The following is an 18,859-nucleotide window of genomic DNA, read 5'->3' as shown; positions in this document are numbered from 1 at the left end:
CCCTGTTTTTTCTTTATCCATTAGTCAAATTGCCTACCTTAAACTACTTCTTGTTCTGGTATTCTGATTGTCCATTGTGTGAACGTTTTTACTTCAACAAGTTCTTGTGGGAAGATAAATGTCCATGGTTTACTCGTGTTTGCTTGGATTGTTAATGGTGGTAGAGTGAATAAACCCTTAGCAATTATTTCGCCATTTTCATTTAACATTTCTAAAGGTAATAACTCTAGATTAACTGCTTGTGTTGAACCATTTCGAACTAAAATATCAACTGCAAGGTTTCCATCGTCATTATAGTTTGCTCGTAAAGCATGTAAGCTTACTTCATTTATACGTAATTTAGGTAAAGTACCGACAAGATTGCTTAGTTCTGTGATTTGTTCTTCAGTAAGTCGGCCTTCCCATGTTGGATCTATATCTAATCTGTGAATAGTTTTTGATAAATCAAATGCTAACTCAAATCCTTTTTCAGGCAAGTCCTCTTTTAGTAAAAACTCTCGCTCGAATACAAAGCGCCATGGGCGGCTACTACATGGAGGCATTTCGCCAAGCTCTTCTAATCTAAATCCTTTTTTTGCTAATAGCTCGCCTTCTTCACTAATCAATAATAGAATAGCATCTTCTAAACGAACTGATTTTGGTAAACTGTTACGAACGAATGATGTAACTGTTGCACTACCATCTTCATTTACTTCAAGTTCGATTGCAGACAATGATAATTGATTTGGCTTTAAAGGTGAAAGCTCATTATTTAAAAACTGATAAACATAACGCTTTTCATCTTCAATGTGCATTAATGGGTGAAATGATATTTTTGGGAAAATTTCATTCACTTCATTTTCTTCAACTTGAACTGCTTGATCAGTAGATGATTGTTGTAATAAATCACTCGATGAAACTGTAGAATCTTTCCCCTTTTGTAATAAACGCTTAATCGACGATAACATTTTGTTCTTCTACCCCCTGTGGACAAGATAATTCTTGAAATGTTGAAGCAAGACTTGCTGATATTTCCTGTTGAATAGAGTTGTAAGTATGTTCAAACAGAGTAAATCCATCAAATTCATATAATCGAATTGGATCTTCTTGTTGATACTGTCTTAAGTGTATCCCTTCTATCAATTGTTGTAAATGCTCTAAATGTTCAGACCAATATAAATCGATCGTACTTAATGATATACATCTTAAAATACTTATTAACTCTGCTATTTTCTCTACTTCCATCCCACGTAATACACTTTTATAAACTGAAAGAGCTTCTTTTACATGACCCCAAATCTCTTGTTCGTTTTGAAAATGTTCAACATCAATACGAAGTGGAGGAATAAGTTGTTCTAATACTGTTTTCCCTTCTAATGGATCCCAGTCTTCAGGAGTACTATCTTTTGGATAAAATTGATTTACTAGTTTAACAATTGTCTCCTCAACATGAATGATAAACCAATCTAATTCAATTTCATTTTGTAATAACTGATTCCTTAACTTATAAATTATACGGCGATGTTCATTTGCAACGCCATCTAGTTTCAGCTGCCATTCACGTATAGAAGACTGATTTCCTTCACATAGCTTTTGGGTTGATGAAACAAAAGCTTGAATTGTTGAGTTTAGTACCTTTCCAAATTGATCAACATGGAGGTTCTTGTGTAATTTCTCAAGCTTTTCTGGATTATATCTTACAAATAATTCATCCTCTAATGAGAGATAGAATTGAGATGAGCCTGCATCTCCTTGTCGTCCTGCACGTCCTTTTAATTGTAAATCAATACGCTCACTTTCATGACGTTCGGTTCCAATTACATGAAGACCACCTAATTCAGAAACACCTTCAGCTAATAAAATATCGGTTCCTCGACCTGCCATATTGGTCGAAATGGTAACCATTCCCTTTTGACCCGCCAAGGCAATCATCTCAGCTTCCTTTTCAACATTTTTTGCATTTAATAACTGAAATTTTATTGCCTCATTTTCTAATAATTCTGCAACAATTTCAGACTGACGTATGGAGGTTGTTCCAATCAGAATGGGTTGTCCCTTTTTATGACGTAATTTTACATCATCCAGAACCGCTCTAAGCTTTTGTCCAGTATTTTGAAACACTATATCTTCATGATCAATACGAATAACCGATTTATTCGTAGGAATACGAATGACTTCCATGTTGTAAACCTGTAAAAATTCTTTTTCTTCTGTCTTCGCCGTCCCAGTCATGCCAGAAAGTATTGGATACATACGGAAGTAATTTTGTATTGTTACAGAAGCTACAGTGTGATTTTCATTCGTTAACATTAATCCTTCTTTTGCTTCAATTGCTTGATGAAGTCCGTTGCTTAATGAACGGCCTTCCATTATACGACCAGTAAATAAATCAATTAATTGAATTTCACCTTCTTGAATGATGTAATCAACATCACGTTGGAATAATACTTCAGCTCGCAAGGCGTTATGAACGTAATGGAAAAGTGTTTTATGTTCTAAGTCAAATAAATTCTCAATCATAAAAGCCTTTTCAATCTTTGAAATACCTTCTTCAGTTAAAGAAATCGCTTTGGTTTCTTCGTCTAATAAATAATCTATAGCTTTTTTAAACGTATGAATAAAGCGTGCACATAGCGAGTATAAATGTGACTGCGCAGTTTTTTTACCTGCAATAATTAAAGGTGTTTTTGCTTCATCTATTAAAATAGAGTCCACTTCATCAATAATTGCATAATGGTATGAACGTTGAACTTTTTCAATTGAAGAGGTAATCATATTATCACGTAAATAATCAAAACCGAATTCTGTTCCGATTCCATAAGTAATATCTGCATTATAAGCAACTTTTTTATCTTCCAAAGTTAAATTAGGAATATTCAATCCTACTGTAAGACCTAAAAATTCGTGGATTTGACCAATTTGTTCGGCATCACGACGTGCTAAATATTCGTTCACAGTAATAATATGTACGCCCTTTTCTTCAAGCGCACGAGTAAAAGCAGGTAAAGATGAAACTAATGTTTTTCCTTCCCCTGTTGGCATCTCAGCAATATTTCCATCTAATAATGCAAGTCCACCAATTAATTGAACATCATAATGGCGCATGCCTAGTACGCGCTTTGATGCTTCTCGGACAAGGGCAAAAGCATCTATTTTAATTTCTTGTATAGTTGCTTCATGATTAGCAATTTTTTGTTTCAATTCGTAAGTAAATTCACGTAAAGCTTCATTTGTTTGGCCTTCATAGAATGACTCTTTAGAGTTTATCTCTAAAACAATTTTTTCGTAATCCTTTAATTTCCGATTGCCAATAATTTTTTGCAAAGTCTGGATCAAGGTGTTCCCTCCTAAGCTGGTATTCTATTATTTTAAATGTATCATAAGTTGTGGGAGACTCGAGTTATTAATGGTGAGAATTTATTGAAAACAATGAAAAATGGAATTGGCTACATAAATATTTTCGACATAAATGAAGATTTCTTAAATGAATAAGTAGTACCAGCTCATGCCCTTTTTAAAAATTATTTGACAAAAAAAGTTCAAAAATAATAAAACTCCTTGATACATAAGGGGTATTCACAAAAAAACATTTGAATTTGTGATGTTTGTAACAAATTAGACCTATTTGAAGAAAAAAAGTCTATTTCCCTGTTGTATACTAGCGTTGTGAAAAAAACTAGAAAAAAAAGTTAATTTATCCATAATTTAACAAGTGTAAAATATGGTGGATTAATCATCTTAGTTTAGTTTGGCAGCAAGAAAGCAAGTTAATACTTTTTTATTCTAGATAATAAGCTTAGGGAGGAACTCTGGAATGGCATTAAACAAAAATAAAAAAATGATTACTACTGCTTTAACGGCTGCAATGGTAGCATCAGCCGTAGCTCCTGTTGCTGCTGCTGCTCAAACTGTAGTTCAAACAGCTGAGAAAGCTGTAAAATCGTACGAAGGTGTTAATGTAACAAACCCTACAAATGCAAAAGCAGCAGAAACGAAAGAAAAAGCTGCTAGAACCGCAGTTGCAAAATTAACTTCTTCAAAGTATAAAGCTACTAAAGTTAAATTATTAAAACGTATTGATAACAAGAAAAAGGCAATTCAAGTTGTTGTAACAAAATACAATGCTGCATTAGCAGCTGTAAAAAAATATGAAAGCTTTAATGTAAAAAACCCTACAGATGCTAATAAATCAGTAGCGTTAAAGAAATCTGCAGTAAGTGCAGTTGCACAGTTACGAGATTTAAGTAAGAAGGCTTCATTAACTTCTTCTATTACTAAAAAGGAAAAAGACATCCAAAGTGTTGTAACAAAATATAATGCAGCTGTTGCAGCTGTGAAAAAATATGAAAGCTTTAATGCAACAAACCCAACAGACGCTAATAAATCAGCAACGCTAAAGAAATCTGCTGTAAGTGCAGTTGCACAGTTACGTGATTTAAATAAAAAAGCTGAATTAACTACTTCTATTAATAAGAAAGATAAAGAAATCCAAGATGTAGTAAGTAAATATAACGCAGCAACTGCTGCTGTTGTAGCGTATGAAGCATTAACTTCAGATGATGCTGTTAAACTGAAAGCAGCTAAGGATGCAGTTTCAAGTTTAAAAGATAAAGCTTACCAAACAGAATTAGAAAATCGAATTTTAGCTCAACAAGCTAAGTTGGCTATTCCTACAATTTTGAGTGTGAATGCAGTTAATGCTTCACAAATTGAAATTAAGTTCAATAAGTCTGTAGATTCATCAACGATCTTTGACTCATATGGAAATCTAATTTCTGGAATTGTAACGATAAATAGTCTCGACTCTATTCCTGCCGGGTCTCTTACAGGTGAACTTAGTGCCGACGGAAAAACATTAACAGTCACCACTTCATCAAAACTTGATAAACGTTATGATGTCATTATTGATAAAGTTAAAGCTACAGATAAAGTAGATTTTGCTAAAAAAACATTTACAATTACAGCTTCAGATCAAATCCGTCCTACTTTTGAAGGAGTGACATATTTACCGAACGGAAATGCGACATTTACATTTAGCGAACCGATCGATGCGACGACTTCACAAATTGCAACCGCATTATCTGTAGCTGGTCCTACAAGTTTTACAATTAATGCTAGTGATATTACTTTATCAACAAATAAAAAATCATTCTCTGTAACTCTTCCAGCTGTAATGAATAAAGATCAAAACTATACTTTTACGATTACTGGACTGAAAGATTTTGCAGGAAACTTATTAACACCAAATCCAATTCCTGTTACAGTTGTTAAAAAGGATGTGGACTCAGTAAAGCCAACAGTAACAGCCGTTACTTCAGTTGGCGTAGGTAAAGTTGCTGTTACTTTCTCTGAACAAGTAAATGCTTCCGGCGCTACATTAACTGTAAATGGAGTATCTGCCGATATAATAACTTCAATTGACACAAGTAAAACTGTCGTTACATATAATTCTTCAAGTTTAGCTGCAGGTGTACAAAGCCTCGTAATTGGTGGGGTTAAAGACATCGCAGGCAACACGATGGATGCAGTAACGAAATTAGTGGAAATTACTACAGATCGAACAGCTCCACTATACGTAAGTCAAAGCATTAAAAATGTTGCTGGTCAGCAGTATCTTGTTTTAAATTACAATGAAGATGTAACTGTGGATACTACAAAATCAATTAAAGGTACTTACGTAGGTTCAGATTATATTACAAGATCTATTTCACCATTAACAGGAGATTCTAATCTAATTAATGGAGCAGACGGTAAATCGGTTGAAGTAAAATTACCTGCATTACCTGGGGACTTTACATTTGAACTGCCGGTAGGATTGGTTAAAGATACTGCGACTAATTCATCTGCTGCTGGAATCGTAACATTCAAACTAGGAACAGCAGTTGATACAACAAAGCCAGTAGTTTCTGATGTTGAACAAATTAATAACAAAATTCTTGTTAGCTTTGATCGCGAAGTATCACCTGCATCTGCATTAAATCTTTCAAATTACGCTATAGAAGGAATTTCTTCACCATTTGAAGGAACAGCAATTTTTAAAGGGGATGCAAAAACAGTTGAGCTTACATTAAGAGCAGATGCTATTACTACTACTGGGGATCGGATTTTCACTGTTCAGAATGTAGCTACTGGTGCTGGAGCAGTAATGGTATCAGATGTAAAAGCACGTAACTTTAAAGAAACAGTTCGTCCAACTGTAATCGCAGCAAGAGTTATTGATTCAACTCATATTGAGGTGACATTTAGTGAGGCGATTAAAGATGGTAATAATGTAGGAGCAGATTTAGATGTATTCCAAGGTGCTAGTACAACAGCATTAGCTGAGACTGCAGAGAGCATTTCAGGGAATAAGTTAATAATTCAGCTTGCTTCTCCACTTTCTACTTTAAGTGGGCTTCAGGTTAAAGCTCAAAGTACAATAGATATTGTGGATCTGAACGATAATGTTGTAAACTTAACTAGTTTTGCTATCCAATAATCTTTAAAATTACGATAATTCATTTGATAATATGAAGAAAAAGCTCTATTGTGAGAAATCTCAGTAGGGTTTTTCTTTTTTATTTTAAGTAAAAATAACTACAAATTTTCATATTATGACAAATTAATTACTTCCTATTTTATATAATCTTAGTAGTTTCATATAAATAGTCTACTAAGATATGAGGGAGAGAACTTAATTGAAGACAAAGATTGGTGTAATCTTTTCTGCTGCAATTCTTTTAACTGGAATATTTAGTTCACCATCGTTAAAACATAGAGACCCTAAAAATGAAACAAATTTAATAAAAACTAATGAAGTAAATGCTGCAACAAATCAACAGAATAGTAACCAAACACTTCAAAAAACTGCAACAAATCAACAAAATAAGTGGGAACCACTTCAACTGAACCCACTCTCAAGTAGTAAAAATTTAACTTATAATTTCAGTAATAGTACAAAAGTATTTACCAAACCATTCCCGGAGCAGTATCAAACCGTTAACGGAATCCTGAGCTTTCGTGGTGGACCGTTTCGAAATAATGCTTCAATGGGAACAACGAGTGTTTCAAAGCAAAAACTAGTTAAGAGTTGGTCTTTCCAAACGTCATCTTCATCAGGATGGGGTGGAGGATCGGGATGGACCGGTCAGCCCAGTGTAATTGAATGGAAACCGCAAGAGCAAAAGATAATGAATTTATATTCTCCATTTAAAACGAAGTCAAACTTTAAAGAAGTAGTTTATGGTTCTTTAGATGGAAGAGTTTATTTCTTGGATTTGGCAACAGGTAAGAAAACGAGAAATCCAATAAATATTCAAAATCCAATTAAAGGTAGCGTGGCTCTTGATCCACGAGGATATCCTCTTTTATATGTTGGACAAGGCATACCACAAACCGGAAAAATTGGAATGAGGATTTTTAGTTTAATTGATGGATCTCAGTTGGCATTTATTCCTGGAATCGATTCATATTCATATCGTGGTTGGGGAGCTTTTGACGGCTCCGCGTTATTCAACCGAAACGATGATGCAATGTTAGTTGGAGGGGAAAATGGATTAGTTTATTTCATAAAGCTAAACACAAAATATGATCCGAAGGCTAAAAAGATAAAAATTTCTCCGGTCATTTCTAAATATCGATATAAGCAGAAGGATAATTCTTACCAAGGTATTGAAAATTCAGTTGCTGTATTTAAAAATATTGCCTATTTTGCAGATAACGGTGGTGGTATTCAAGCTTTAGACATAATTAAGAAGAGGCCGATTTGGGTGAATAATGCATATGATGATACTGATGCATCAATTGTGATAGAAAATTTTAATGGTACACCATTTTTATATACCGGTTCTGAAATTGATAAACAAGGCACTAAGGGCTACGCTCGTATTCAAAAATTAAATGGATTAACTGGTAAAGTAGTTTGGGAGAAAAAGATACCAGGCTATTCGATAAAAGGTAATCATCCTGTTAATGGCGGTTTGTTAGCAACACCAATTGTGGGAACAGGACCGTTAAAAGGACAAGTCATTTATAATATATCAAGATATAAAAAGATAAGTGGTGGCCTATTAATTAGTTATGATACCGTTACGGGCAAAGAGAAATGGCATTTAGAATTGCCTAATTACGCGTGGTCTTCTACAGTAGCAGTATATACAAAAGATAAAAAAGCTTACTTAATTCAAGGAGATTCAGTTGGTAATTTGTACTTAATTAATGGTACAGGAAAAGTCGTCAATAAGATAAACTTAGGTGCTAATATTGAAGCATCACCAATTGTAGTCGGCCAACAAGTCATTGTGGGGACTAGAGGTGGTAAATATATTAGCGTTAATATACAATAAATGATAGTAGTGAATGATCCCTAATCCTTTTATGGAACTAGGGATTTTTGTTTGTTAATAAAATTTTTAAATACTAAAAAGCTAATATCTTTTTTTAACGGTCTTTTCAATTGTGTTAATAATAGGTTAAACTTCTATTAAAATAGTAGGATTGTTCTAAATAGATTAGATAATATGGTGAACTTATATAATGATAACTGTATTAGAGGAGTGAAAAATTTTGGGTTATAAGGCAGAAAATAAAGTTGAAAGTCGTTCAGAACATAAAAAACTAAAGAATAATGTAAACGGTTCTAGTAATAATCGATATTTATCATTATTACTTTCAATAGCTGGGATATTAGTAATAGGAGCTACGGCTATTTTTTATGTCTATCCAAAAATAATGAGTGAAGGCGATATTCAACCGAAAAAAGTTACTAAAGAGACTGTATCCAGTATAGATGTAAAAAAAGAGACAGTAAGTGAAAAGACAAATGAAGTAAAATCTAAGAAAGTTACTAAAGATGCTACAACTAAAGATACTGCAACGAAAGAAACTAAGAATACTGATGAGAAGAAGCAATCAACAGAATATGTATTACCAGATAGTAATAGTCGAAAACTAACGAATGCGGATCTAAGTAAACTATCTTCAAATAATTTACGTATAGCAAGGAATGAAATCTATGCTAGACATGGTCTTGTATTTAAATCAAGTGACCTAACGATTTACTTCACTTCGAAATCTTGGTACAGCCCAAATCCAGCATATAATGGTGCTTTAAATGAAGTGGAAACATATAATTTAAATTTAATTAAATCTATGGAGTAGTGAATACCGAACTCAAAAAAGAGACTTTAGTTCAATGTATAGAGTCTTTAGATAAAGAAAAAGCAAAGTTCAGTATATTGAACTTTGCTTTTTGTATATTCCTAGCATGTTTCTTCCTATAATATAGTTTCTATGAAATAAGTTTCTATGAAATAAGTTTCATGTTTCCATTTTATAGCTTTATTTCGCTTCCTTGATTATTAAACCAGTTTGTAATTTTTTTTGCACCATTTTCTTCTGCAACTTCTCTTAATGTCATTCCATACACATTTTTTACTGATAAGTCTGCACCTTTCTTAATTAGATACACGAATGTTTCTAAATCATCTACTTCATAGATTGTATTAAAAATAGGCGTTTCTCCATCGACGTCTTGTTGGTTAATATCTGCTCCGTATTTTAATAGTAAGTCAATTGCAGCCTTGTCTCCTAAAGAAGCAGCAGCGTGTAAGATTGTCCAATCATCGGCATCTCCAATTGAAGGATCAGCCCCATTATCAAGTAATAATTTTAACATTTCTAAGTCAAGATGGTCTTCATCAGTATAAGTAGTTGTATAAATAGGGGATTCATAATCACCATTTAACTCATTTACGTCTGCACCCTCATCGATCAACTTTTTAACTTGCTCGAAATCGTTATCAAGTACTGCCTGTGTTAATGGGGTTTCCTCTCCAGCTAGATAACCTTCAACAAATGATTTCGCAAATGGAATTGCCTTTTCAATTAATAACCCTGCACCAATTATAACTCCTAATGACAGTGCGAATACAATTGCTACAATTCCGTATACGCGTTTTGATGTTTTAAATCGAATATTGTTTTCTATATTATTAAAATGATACAAGGCGTTTAAACGTTTAGGTAAAGTCGGGTGAGACATAAATTTTTCACTTAACCAAATCATAAATCCTTTTTCGTTGCTACTATTTAACATGTATTCATGCTGGTCAATTTTTTGAAAGTATTTGCGGCCAACTGCAAGCATTGTTAGTGCTTGAGTTGATGCTTCAAAATCATTCACATAATAACTGGCCATTCGATCGCTTGTATATTCACATGCACGAGCATAAGCTGAACCTAAAAAAGGAATCCAATTTGCTGGTAATACTACAGCTTGTTTAATAATATGATTGCGTTTAATATGTGCAAGTTCGTGCGCAATAACAAAATCAATTATTTTAGGGTTTGATTCAATCTCTTCGAATAGATCTGAATATAAAACAATCATATTTCTTCCAAAGAAGCGTGTTGCAAAAGCGTTTAACAGTCCGCCAGATTGAATTACATAAATGTCTGGTAGAAAGTAGAAGCCCATTTCTTTTGAAATTTCTCTTGTTCGAAAATAAACTTCTGGAAACTGTTTTTCGGTAATCTTTACACCATTTGTTCGAACGTGAGCAGTAAAAACAAAATGAGCAATTAGTGGTAAGATAACTAAAACACCTATAATAATAAGACCAATACCGCTAAAAATAAGCACTAAATAGAGTGGAATGCTGGTAATTAAAAGTAGTATAAAATAAATCGTTTCTTTACGATTAACTAATGACTTCAATCTCTCTCCTCCTATGACTCAGTTCTTATAGTTTAACAAGTAATGACTTGGGGTGTCATTCATTTATTTTAGAAGAAACGGAACTAATTACTTCCACTTAAAGTGTTAATAAAAATTCTTTTTACCGTTTAATTAAAAAATAGTATGATAGACTATAGTTTATTTATTTTAGAATGAAAATTTAAGGGGAAGTTAACAATAAATGAAAACTCAATTGAGAGAACAAAATTCGTTATCAAGAGCGGGTATACGAACAATGCGAAAAAATCGAATACCTAATTTAAATAGAAAATGGTTGTTTTTTTTAGTACCAATTATTGCGATCATCATTACACATTTAACTTTAAGTTATTTAAATTCACCTCAAAGATTAGTAAAGACATTTGAAAAGAATGTATCAGATAATAATTATAAAGAAGTTACTCGAATGTTACAAAAAGGTGGTACTCAAGCATCTTTAGATGAAGAATCAGTCATTGCATTTATGGATTACATGAACAGTACTGAGTTATTAGATGAAGTAGATGAAATGGTTCAAGATCGTAAAGTAATTAATAGCCAGTTAATAGATGGCCGTGGTAATCATATAATTACAATTAAAAAGAGTAGTAAATTTTTAGGTATCTACCAAACGTATTTAATAAGTGCAGAACCATTTGAACTAAAGATTACATCACCGATTGACGATGTCGAATTAAAATTAATCAATCAAGTTACACACTTGAAAAGTGAAGAATATGAAAAGACATATCACAAAATTTTACCTGGTAAATATACTTTGGGTGTTTCATATAAAGGTGCTTATAGTGATGTTGAAGATTCTGTGAATATAGATTTTTCAGCTGCTTCAAAGAACAAGTTATCTCAGGAATTAACCTTTAACGTTAGTTATGTCCAAATATACTCAAATGAACCTGAAGCAGAGCTTTTTGTTAATGGAAAAGACACTGGGAGGAAAATAAGTGAACTAGATCGATTTGGTCCATTTTTATTAAATGGTCAAACTGTTATTCATGCTGAAATTGAAAAGAATGGTGAATTATTCAAAACGGATGGTATCCCAGTAACTGGAAAATATATAGATTTAATGTTCGATTCACCGATTGAAAATACTGATCAGACAGATGATAAGGATGGTTTCTTTGCAGGACTTAAACGATTTTTTGATAAGTACTTACCAAGTCCAAAGCCTTCATCTGATTTAGAGGAAACACAACTAATCAATGGATTATTTAATCAAAATGGCGAAGCCTTTTTAGATTCAAAGGAATACCAAGATAAAATTAAGAAAAAGAATACAACCCAAAAGCTTGTTAGCTTTGCTATGAAAAATTCAAAGCAAGATGATTCGGGTATGATTATCACAACAAATGAAAAGTACGAAATAACAGATAAAAAAGGCAAAACAAAGATGAAATCATTTGAAATTACTTATCATTTTTCAAGAGAAAATGATGAGTTAAAAATGGATCGTATTGTGGAAGTAAAAGAGATAAAGTAGAGGAGAGTCCAACATTAAGTTGGACTCTTTTTTTGTTGATCTGGGTTATTGGGAATTGATATTGAAATAAGCTTTCAGATAAAAGGGGGCTAACTCTTAATCGTAATTGAGCTCGATGTTATTAAATTCTGATTAAAACAAATATTTCTTTTTTCACATTTTAATGTCAATTTTATGTAGTTTTATCACATTGCTTTTTTAAATATGAATATTCGATATAATGTATTAAAGATTAAATGTTTGGAGGTAATGAAAAAGAATAGAAATGTTAAAATTTATAAAAAGACTTCTTTTATTTACACTTCTAATGTCAGTTATAGGATTATTTGCGATATATCGTTATTATTTCCAGGACGTGTTGAAATACGAGTCGCAAGTATATACCGAATTGAAGACGTTTGATTTAGTGGAATACACTCCTTTATTACTAGGTCTTATGATGCAAGAAACAAAGGGTAAAGGGAAAGATCCCATGCAGGCTTCAGAATCACTAGGACTTGCGAAGGATAGTATTCAAGATGCATCAAAAAGTGTTCAACAAGGGGTAGCACATTTTAAAGATGTTTATTCCTACGGTAAAAAACAAGGCGTTGATTTACAGACTATAATACAAAGCTATAATATGGGAATTGCATATATTGATTTTGTAAAAGCACATGGTGGTAAACACTCTGATCAACTTGCTAAAACTTATTCACTATCGATGGTAGAGACAAATCCTGAGCTTTACACATGTAATAATAATAAGAAAAATTTCAGATATCCATATTGCTATGGAGATTTCACATATAGTGAAAAAGTAATGAAGAAAACAAAGTATTTTGAGATCTTAGTCCCACTTAAACATAATATAGTAGGAAAACCATAGTCCATGAAGAAGAGATAAATTTCTTCTTTATGGATTTTTTAACTTTTTTTTTAGAATTGTATCAATTTTATTACAAAATGGTTTTCGTTTCGGTCATACGAAACAAATTCCTTTTTTTACCGATATAATAATAGATAAAATAACTCAAATTCTGACAATTTATGACTTATAATTAAATTTAGTGCTTATTTTTACTCAATGCTTTTTAGAACTTATTTATTTATTTAATTTTTTGCTAGTTTAATAGAATTTGATTGTTTTATTCACGGTTTAAATGTAAAAACGGTAGGAAAGGAAAGTTAGATTCATGAAGCAAATGGGAAGAGTACTTTTGGTATCAACAGGCATTTTAGTCGGGACCTCCAACATTTCCTGTACTAATATTGGTTTGGAAACATCGACAGCGAGCGCAGCAATCGTAAATATTAAAACGAATTATCAAACAACTGCAAATCTCAACTTAAGACAAGGGGCAGGTACAACCTATAAGACACTTTTGACGATTCCAAAAGGAAAAGTAATTACTGCTACACAAAGAAATGGTAATTGGTACAAAGTGACTTACGGTTCAAAAACGGGCTGGGTAAGTGGTTTGTATTTAAAGGAATATTATAAATACACAACTCAAAGTACGGCTTATTATTTTACAAATAAAACTACAAAGCTATATTCAACACCTGATACAAAAAAAGCTGCAGTGTATTCTGTAGTTATAAATAATGGATTTAGTAGTACTCAAAAAGTAGTAAATAGTATTGGGCAAACCTGGTTCCGTGTTAGTTATAATGGCAAAACTTTATATGTAAATAGTACTGATGTTACGAAAAGTGCAATAGCTACATTTGCTCAGACAAAATATAAAGCTATTAAAAATACAAGTTTATATCAAACATATGGTATTTCATCTAAGGTATTATCAAATATTCCAAGCGGTACGATTGTTTCTTCTTCAAAACGAGTTGGGAACTGGTATAACGTTACAATTAACGGTATAACCGGATATATTTATATAAATGACTTTACAAAGGTTAATGAAATAAATTATGAAACAACTAGTACTGCGTATTATTTTACGAAAGCAGTTACCCAGTTATATTCAACTCCAGATGCAACGAAACCTGTGGTAGCTACAGTTGATGGAGATAATGGTTTTGCTTCAACTCAAAAAGCGACAGATTTGCTTGGGAAGTTGTGGTATCGAGTAAATTACAATGGACAAAATCTTTATGTTAAAAGTGAAGATGTAACTACAAGTAGCTTCACGACCTTTACTACAACAAAATATAAAGCGCTTAATGGAACTTATGTATACCAATCGTTTGGCAATTCATCCAAACAACTTACTCAAATCCCAAAAGATGCAGTTGTATCAATTAGTAAAAAAATTGGTAATTGGTACTGGGTAACTTATAACAATGAAGGAGGCTATGTACGAGCAAGTGATTTTAGTAAAGTTGATGTTGTAACGATTACGAATATAACAGATACGACCTATATTACGACTTCTGAATTAAATTTACGTCAAACATATGATGCATCTTCGCCGGTACTTACAGTAATTCCTATTAATAAAGTTTTAATCGCAACCGATAAAGCATCAAACAATTGGTACAAGGTTAGCTATAATGGGAAAACAGGATATGTTTCTGGCTCATATATTGAACAAGTAAAAACCGGTGATCCAATTATTTCAAGAGATAGTTACCAATTTATTGATCTACGTACACCATCGCCAGTAACCGCAGTACAAATTAATAACTATATTACAAATAATGTAAAAAGCGGCGCAAAGAGCATTTTGACTGGGCAAGGACAATTATTTGTTGATGCTGGGAAAAAATATGGTGTAAATGCACTTTACTTAGCAGCTCACGCAATCCATGAAAGCGGATACGGTACATCTCAAATTTCATTAGGAAAGTATAATTTATTTGGCTTTGGTTCATATGATGCAACACCATATATAGCATCATACAAATTTATGAGTGTCCAAGAAAATATAGATTATATTGCACGCTCAATAAAATCTACTTACTTAAATCCAAGTAACTGGAAGTATCACGGTGCATATCTTGGGTTTAGTACAAAAGATATGGCAAATACAAGAATCGATGCAGCGAGTGAAGGGATGAATTTCTATTATGCAACCGATCTAAACTGGGGTAAATTAATTGCCCAGCATATGCAAAATATTCTTCCATTTGATAAAGCGTATTATGATAAAGCTCAGCCAAATACAACGATTCCTAGTAGTCCATCTACTCCTGTCGGTAGTGATGTATTCCCTGCTAATATCCAAGCGGTAGCAAAAGGAAACATCGACCTGTTTAATGCAAAAGGAGATACGACTAAAGTAAAATCGATTACGGCTGGTGCAGTTTTCCTTCTTCTTGAAAAAACAAATGATTATTGGATTAAAGTATCTATTGATGGAAAAGTGTATTGGACGAATAGTATTAAGTTAAATGCTTATACTCAAAAATTAAGCGTTAAAAACTTAGGCAGAATTACAACTGATGGATTAAACGTTCGTTCATCTGCAACTACTACTGTGAACAACGTAATTGGTACACTAAATCTTAATAACTATGTAAGCATTGTTATAAATACTGATGGTTCTTTAACAATGGATAGTACAAAAAAATGGTATAAAATCCAATTAGCGGACGGTAGCTATGGCTGGATTTCTTCAACTTATGTTAGGCAGGAATTAAAGTAATAAAAAAATGGCTCAGAGCAAAATGAGCCATTTTTTTTTTAGAGATTTATAGACAATAAGAAAGCTAATTATTGAAATATGATAAGATAGAATTATTGTTTACTATTTAGGTAGATTGGAGAAGATAAAATGAAGTCTTTTTTTCTAAAATTTGGCTTAACAACTGCTTTAACAGTAAGTTTATTTAATGGAAAAGCTAGTGCTGAAACAAACACAGATTGGGCTTCAAAGTGCGACGCAAGTAATACGGCAATCCCATCAAATCAACGAACAAATTGTTTACTGACTTATGCTGCAATCAATGCTGATATTCCACCTGAGGTAGTAAAGGCAGTTGCGTTAAATGAATCTGGTTGGGATCAAACAAAAGTGTCACACGATGGCGGAATTGGTATTATGCAAATTACAAATCAACCAAGATATGATCAGCAACGATTAAAAGATGATATTGCGTATAATATTCAAGCTGGATTGGAGATTTTAAACGAGAAATATAATTTGAAAAAAGGAGATGGCTCCTACTTGTTACCAAGAATTAATGGTGCAAATCGTCATATTATTGAGAATTGGTACTTTGCTGTAATGGCCTATAATGGAAATGTACCTGCAAATAGTCCATTAAAACAGGTCGATGGATCGGTAAATACAAATGCTTATCAGGAAAAGGTATTCCGAGATATAGAAAGACAAAGTTATTTAAGACTTGATGATAAGACACCACCGGTTTTAGCTAAGTATCCATTTAAAACGTCGGATTTTGAATATAATACGAATAGCAGCGCTCCAATTATTTTCAAAATTCCTCTTTATACAATCAATGAAGGGCTTCATGAATCACCGCACTTCATGAAAAAGGGAGACATTGCGTACGTAACAGTGGATGGTGCTAAATTAAGACCCGAACCAAATACGACGGAAAGTTCAACTAAGCCAACGCCAGAAAAACTATCAAAATATACTACATTAACAATCTATGATGAATTTCAGTTTGATTCAAAGAGTCGCGACAATCAATTTGCTTGGTTTAAAGTAAAAAAATCAGATGGTAAAATAGGATTTATTTCATCAGCCTACATCACGAAAAAAAATGATTTAACGAAACCATCTGTATCTGGGGTTACCAATGGTAAATTCTATAATAAAGATGTAAAAATTCACTTTAACGAAGGAACTGCGACATTAAATGGATCACGTATTAAAAATGACTATTTAGTTACAAAAGCAGGAAGTTATACGCTTGAAGTGAAAGATTCGGTGATGAACACAACGATCATCAAATTTACAATCGATAAAACTAAACCTGCTATACCTACTATGAACTCTGTTTCAGATCACTCTACTACTGTAACGGGGACGGCTGAAGCAGGTTCTACAGTTAAACTATATATTAATCATAAGTTGCAAAAAAGCGTAACAGCGGCTTCAAATAAAAGTTATAAATTTGCAATTGCAAAACAGAAAAGTGGAACTACAGTTAGTGTAACTGCTACTGATAAAGCAGGAAATGTAAGTTCAACAAAGACTTTAACAGTATTAGATAAGACGGCACCTGCTCTTCCAACTGTTAATAAAGTTTCATCTAAATCTAGAGCTGTAACGGGAAGTGCGGAGAAATATGCTACAGTGAAGATCTACAGGGGCAGCACACTGATTGGTCAAGGTTCAGTTTATTCAAGTGGTAAATTTTCTGTGGCTATTAAAGCACAAAAAACAAATACTTATTTAAAGGTTTATGTAATTGATAAGTCAGGAAATAAGAGTGTACGTACAATTAAAGTTGTATAATTGTTTAAATACGATGCAATAAGAGAAATTCTTATTGCATTGTTTTTTTGTATTTTTTGATTGGTAAATCTAGGGGAGAGAAGTGGAAATATTTTTTTACATAAAATTAATTTAATTTGTTATTAATAATGTGGATAACTTGTGAATAAAAATAATATTTATCGACAGGGTGGAAGGTTTATTATTTTTCATTTTGGAAGAAATTTGTCGTATCTTTATATTTCCTCGTTAAAGTTGTGAATTTATAAACATATAGTTTGTGGACAAGTATGGAATGTTATCCACAAATTGTTAATAAGTTTTTAAAATTGTGGGTAATTTCCGGAATTTAAAATGTTTTTTTATCTCAATCAATATTTTATTTTTATTCTTGGCTATTTATGAAGAAATTAAAATGACCTTTCTCAATGAGAAAAGGTCAAAGATGTAACTATGCATTTTAATAAGGATATTTTGAACTTGTCTACGTTAATTAACGAGCACCTTCACCAGTTAAGACAACTTTAATTGTTTTAAACATGATTTGAATGTCCAACATGATTGACTGATGTTCGATATAGTGTAAATCCAAAACTAATTTCTCTTTCGGTGTTAATTCGTACCCACCGTTTACCTGAGCCCAACCAGTTAACCCTGGCTTGACTGTTAAACGATTAGTAAAACCTGGTACCTCATGATTAAATTTTACTAAAAAAAACGCTCGTTCTGGTCTAGGACCAACAAGACTCATATCACCACGTAAGACATTCACAAACTGCGGTAATTCATCGATACGAGTTTTTCGAAGGAAGTGACCTAGTTTTGTAATGCGGGGATCATCCGTACTAGCCCATTGTGGTCCATTTACCTCCGCATCCAAACGCATTGTTCTTAACTTGTAAATATTAAAAATTTTCCCGTTTAATCCAACTCGTTCTTGTATGAACAGTGCTGGACCAGGAGAATCAATTTTAATTAATGCAATAAAGAACAAAACGAAGGGCAAAGAAATAACAAACGCGAGCGACGCAAAGACTAAATCCATCGTTCTTTTTATAAATGAATAAAATATACTTTTCTTTTTTAATGACTCAAATTGTTGAATGGAATAGCGAGTTTCAACTTTTTGTTGAGTATTCTGTAAGGCCATTTAAACACCCCAGTTTATAGTTTAGGCCCATCTTTGCAAGTGCTTTGCAACATGTCCTAATGTATAACGTTTACGTTTTATAACATCATAACAATTATAAATGTTCGCAGAAAAAAATCAAATTATTTTTATGTTACAAGCTCATTACTCCACATAATACAAGGGTACCTTACACTTATAGT

11 protein-coding genes are annotated in these 18,859 nt (G+C 32.6%); 7 read left to right on the top strand and 4 right to left on the bottom strand.

Going from position 1 to position 18,859, the window contains the following annotated elements; translation table 11 throughout:
- Positions 1–38: 38 nt before the first annotated feature.
- Together COC46_RS09275 and secA2 are read right to left on the bottom strand one after the other, a co-directional pair.
- Positions 39–947 (bottom strand): accessory Sec system S-layer assembly protein, encoded by a 909-nt coding sequence (locus COC46_RS09275; RefSeq protein ID WP_098809430.1) that lies wholly within the window; start codon positions 945–947, stop codon positions 39–41.
- Positions 931–3,315, bottom strand: a complete 2,385-nt coding sequence (gene secA2 / locus COC46_RS09270; RefSeq protein WP_098809429.1) for an accessory Sec system translocase SecA2 — start codon at positions 3,313–3,315, stop codon at positions 931–933. Before secA2 ends, COC46_RS09275 begins: the two co-directional genes overlap by 17 nt.
- Positions 3,316–3,793: 478 nt before the next feature.
- Between secA2 and COC46_RS09265 the strand changes: the two genes are divergently transcribed.
- The 3 genes from COC46_RS09265 (at position 3,794) to COC46_RS09255 (ending at position 9,117) form a co-directional block, all read left to right on the top strand.
- Positions 3,794–6,457, top strand: a complete 2,664-nt coding sequence (locus COC46_RS09265) for an Ig-like domain-containing domain (protein ID WP_098809428.1) — start codon at positions 3,794–3,796, stop codon at positions 6,455–6,457.
- Between the two features lie 199 nt (positions 6,458–6,656).
- Positions 6,657–8,303 carry an outer membrane protein assembly factor BamB family protein gene (locus COC46_RS09260; protein ID WP_098809427.1) on the top strand — a complete coding sequence of 549 codons (1,647 nt, stop codon included), beginning with the start codon at positions 6,657–6,659 and terminating at the stop codon, positions 8,301–8,303.
- Between the two features lie 220 nt (positions 8,304–8,523).
- Positions 8,524–9,117 carry a YARHG domain-containing protein gene (locus tag COC46_RS09255; protein WP_255294856.1) on the top strand — a complete coding sequence of 198 codons (594 nt, stop codon included), beginning with the start codon at positions 8,524–8,526 and terminating at the stop codon, positions 9,115–9,117.
- Between the two features lie 172 nt (positions 9,118–9,289).
- Here COC46_RS09255 and COC46_RS09250 read toward each other — a convergent pair whose 3' ends face one another.
- The gene (locus COC46_RS09250) at positions 9,290–10,675 is read right to left on the bottom strand and encodes a M48 family metallopeptidase (protein ID WP_098809426.1); all 1,386 of its coding nucleotides are present in this window, start codon (positions 10,673–10,675) and stop codon (positions 9,290–9,292) included.
- A 202-nt stretch (positions 10,676–10,877) separates the two neighbouring features.
- Between COC46_RS09250 and COC46_RS09245 the strand changes: the two genes are divergently transcribed.
- The 4 genes from COC46_RS09245 to COC46_RS09230 all read left to right on the top strand — a co-directional run bounded on the left by COC46_RS09245 (position 10,878) and on the right by COC46_RS09230 (position 17,548).
- Positions 10,878–12,176 carry a TcaA 3rd/4th domain-containing protein gene (locus COC46_RS09245; protein WP_098809425.1) on the top strand — a complete coding sequence of 433 codons (1,299 nt, stop codon included), beginning with the start codon at positions 10,878–10,880 and terminating at the stop codon, positions 12,174–12,176.
- Between the two features lie 265 nt (positions 12,177–12,441).
- On the top strand, positions 12,442–13,044 hold the full coding sequence (locus COC46_RS09240; RefSeq protein WP_098809424.1) for a lysozyme family protein: 603 nt from the start codon (positions 12,442–12,444) through the stop codon (positions 13,042–13,044).
- 307 nt (positions 13,045–13,351) lie between these two features.
- Entirely contained in the window at positions 13,352–15,763 is a 2,412-nt protein-coding gene (locus COC46_RS09235; protein WP_098809423.1) for an SH3 domain-containing protein, read from the top strand.
- A 129-nt stretch (positions 15,764–15,892) separates the two neighbouring features.
- Positions 15,893–17,548, top strand: a complete 1,656-nt coding sequence (locus COC46_RS09230; protein WP_098809422.1) for an Ig-like domain-containing protein — start codon at positions 15,893–15,895, stop codon at positions 17,546–17,548.
- 472 nt (positions 17,549–18,020) lie between these two features.
- Here COC46_RS09230 and COC46_RS09225 read toward each other — a convergent pair whose 3' ends face one another.
- Positions 18,021–18,677: a sugar transferase gene (locus COC46_RS09225; RefSeq protein WP_098809421.1), complete on the bottom strand. Its 657-nt coding sequence runs from the start codon at positions 18,675–18,677 to the stop codon at positions 18,021–18,023.
- Between the last annotated feature and the right edge of the window lie 182 nt (positions 18,678–18,859).

Origin of the sequence: Bacillus sp. AFS041924 (assembly GCF_002577195.1) — a bacterium.
GTDB lineage: Bacteria > Bacillota > Bacilli > Bacillales > Bacillaceae_G > Gottfriedia.
The sequence above is the reverse complement of the archived record's forward strand: the minus strand, read 5'-3'. Positions and strand labels throughout refer to the sequence as shown.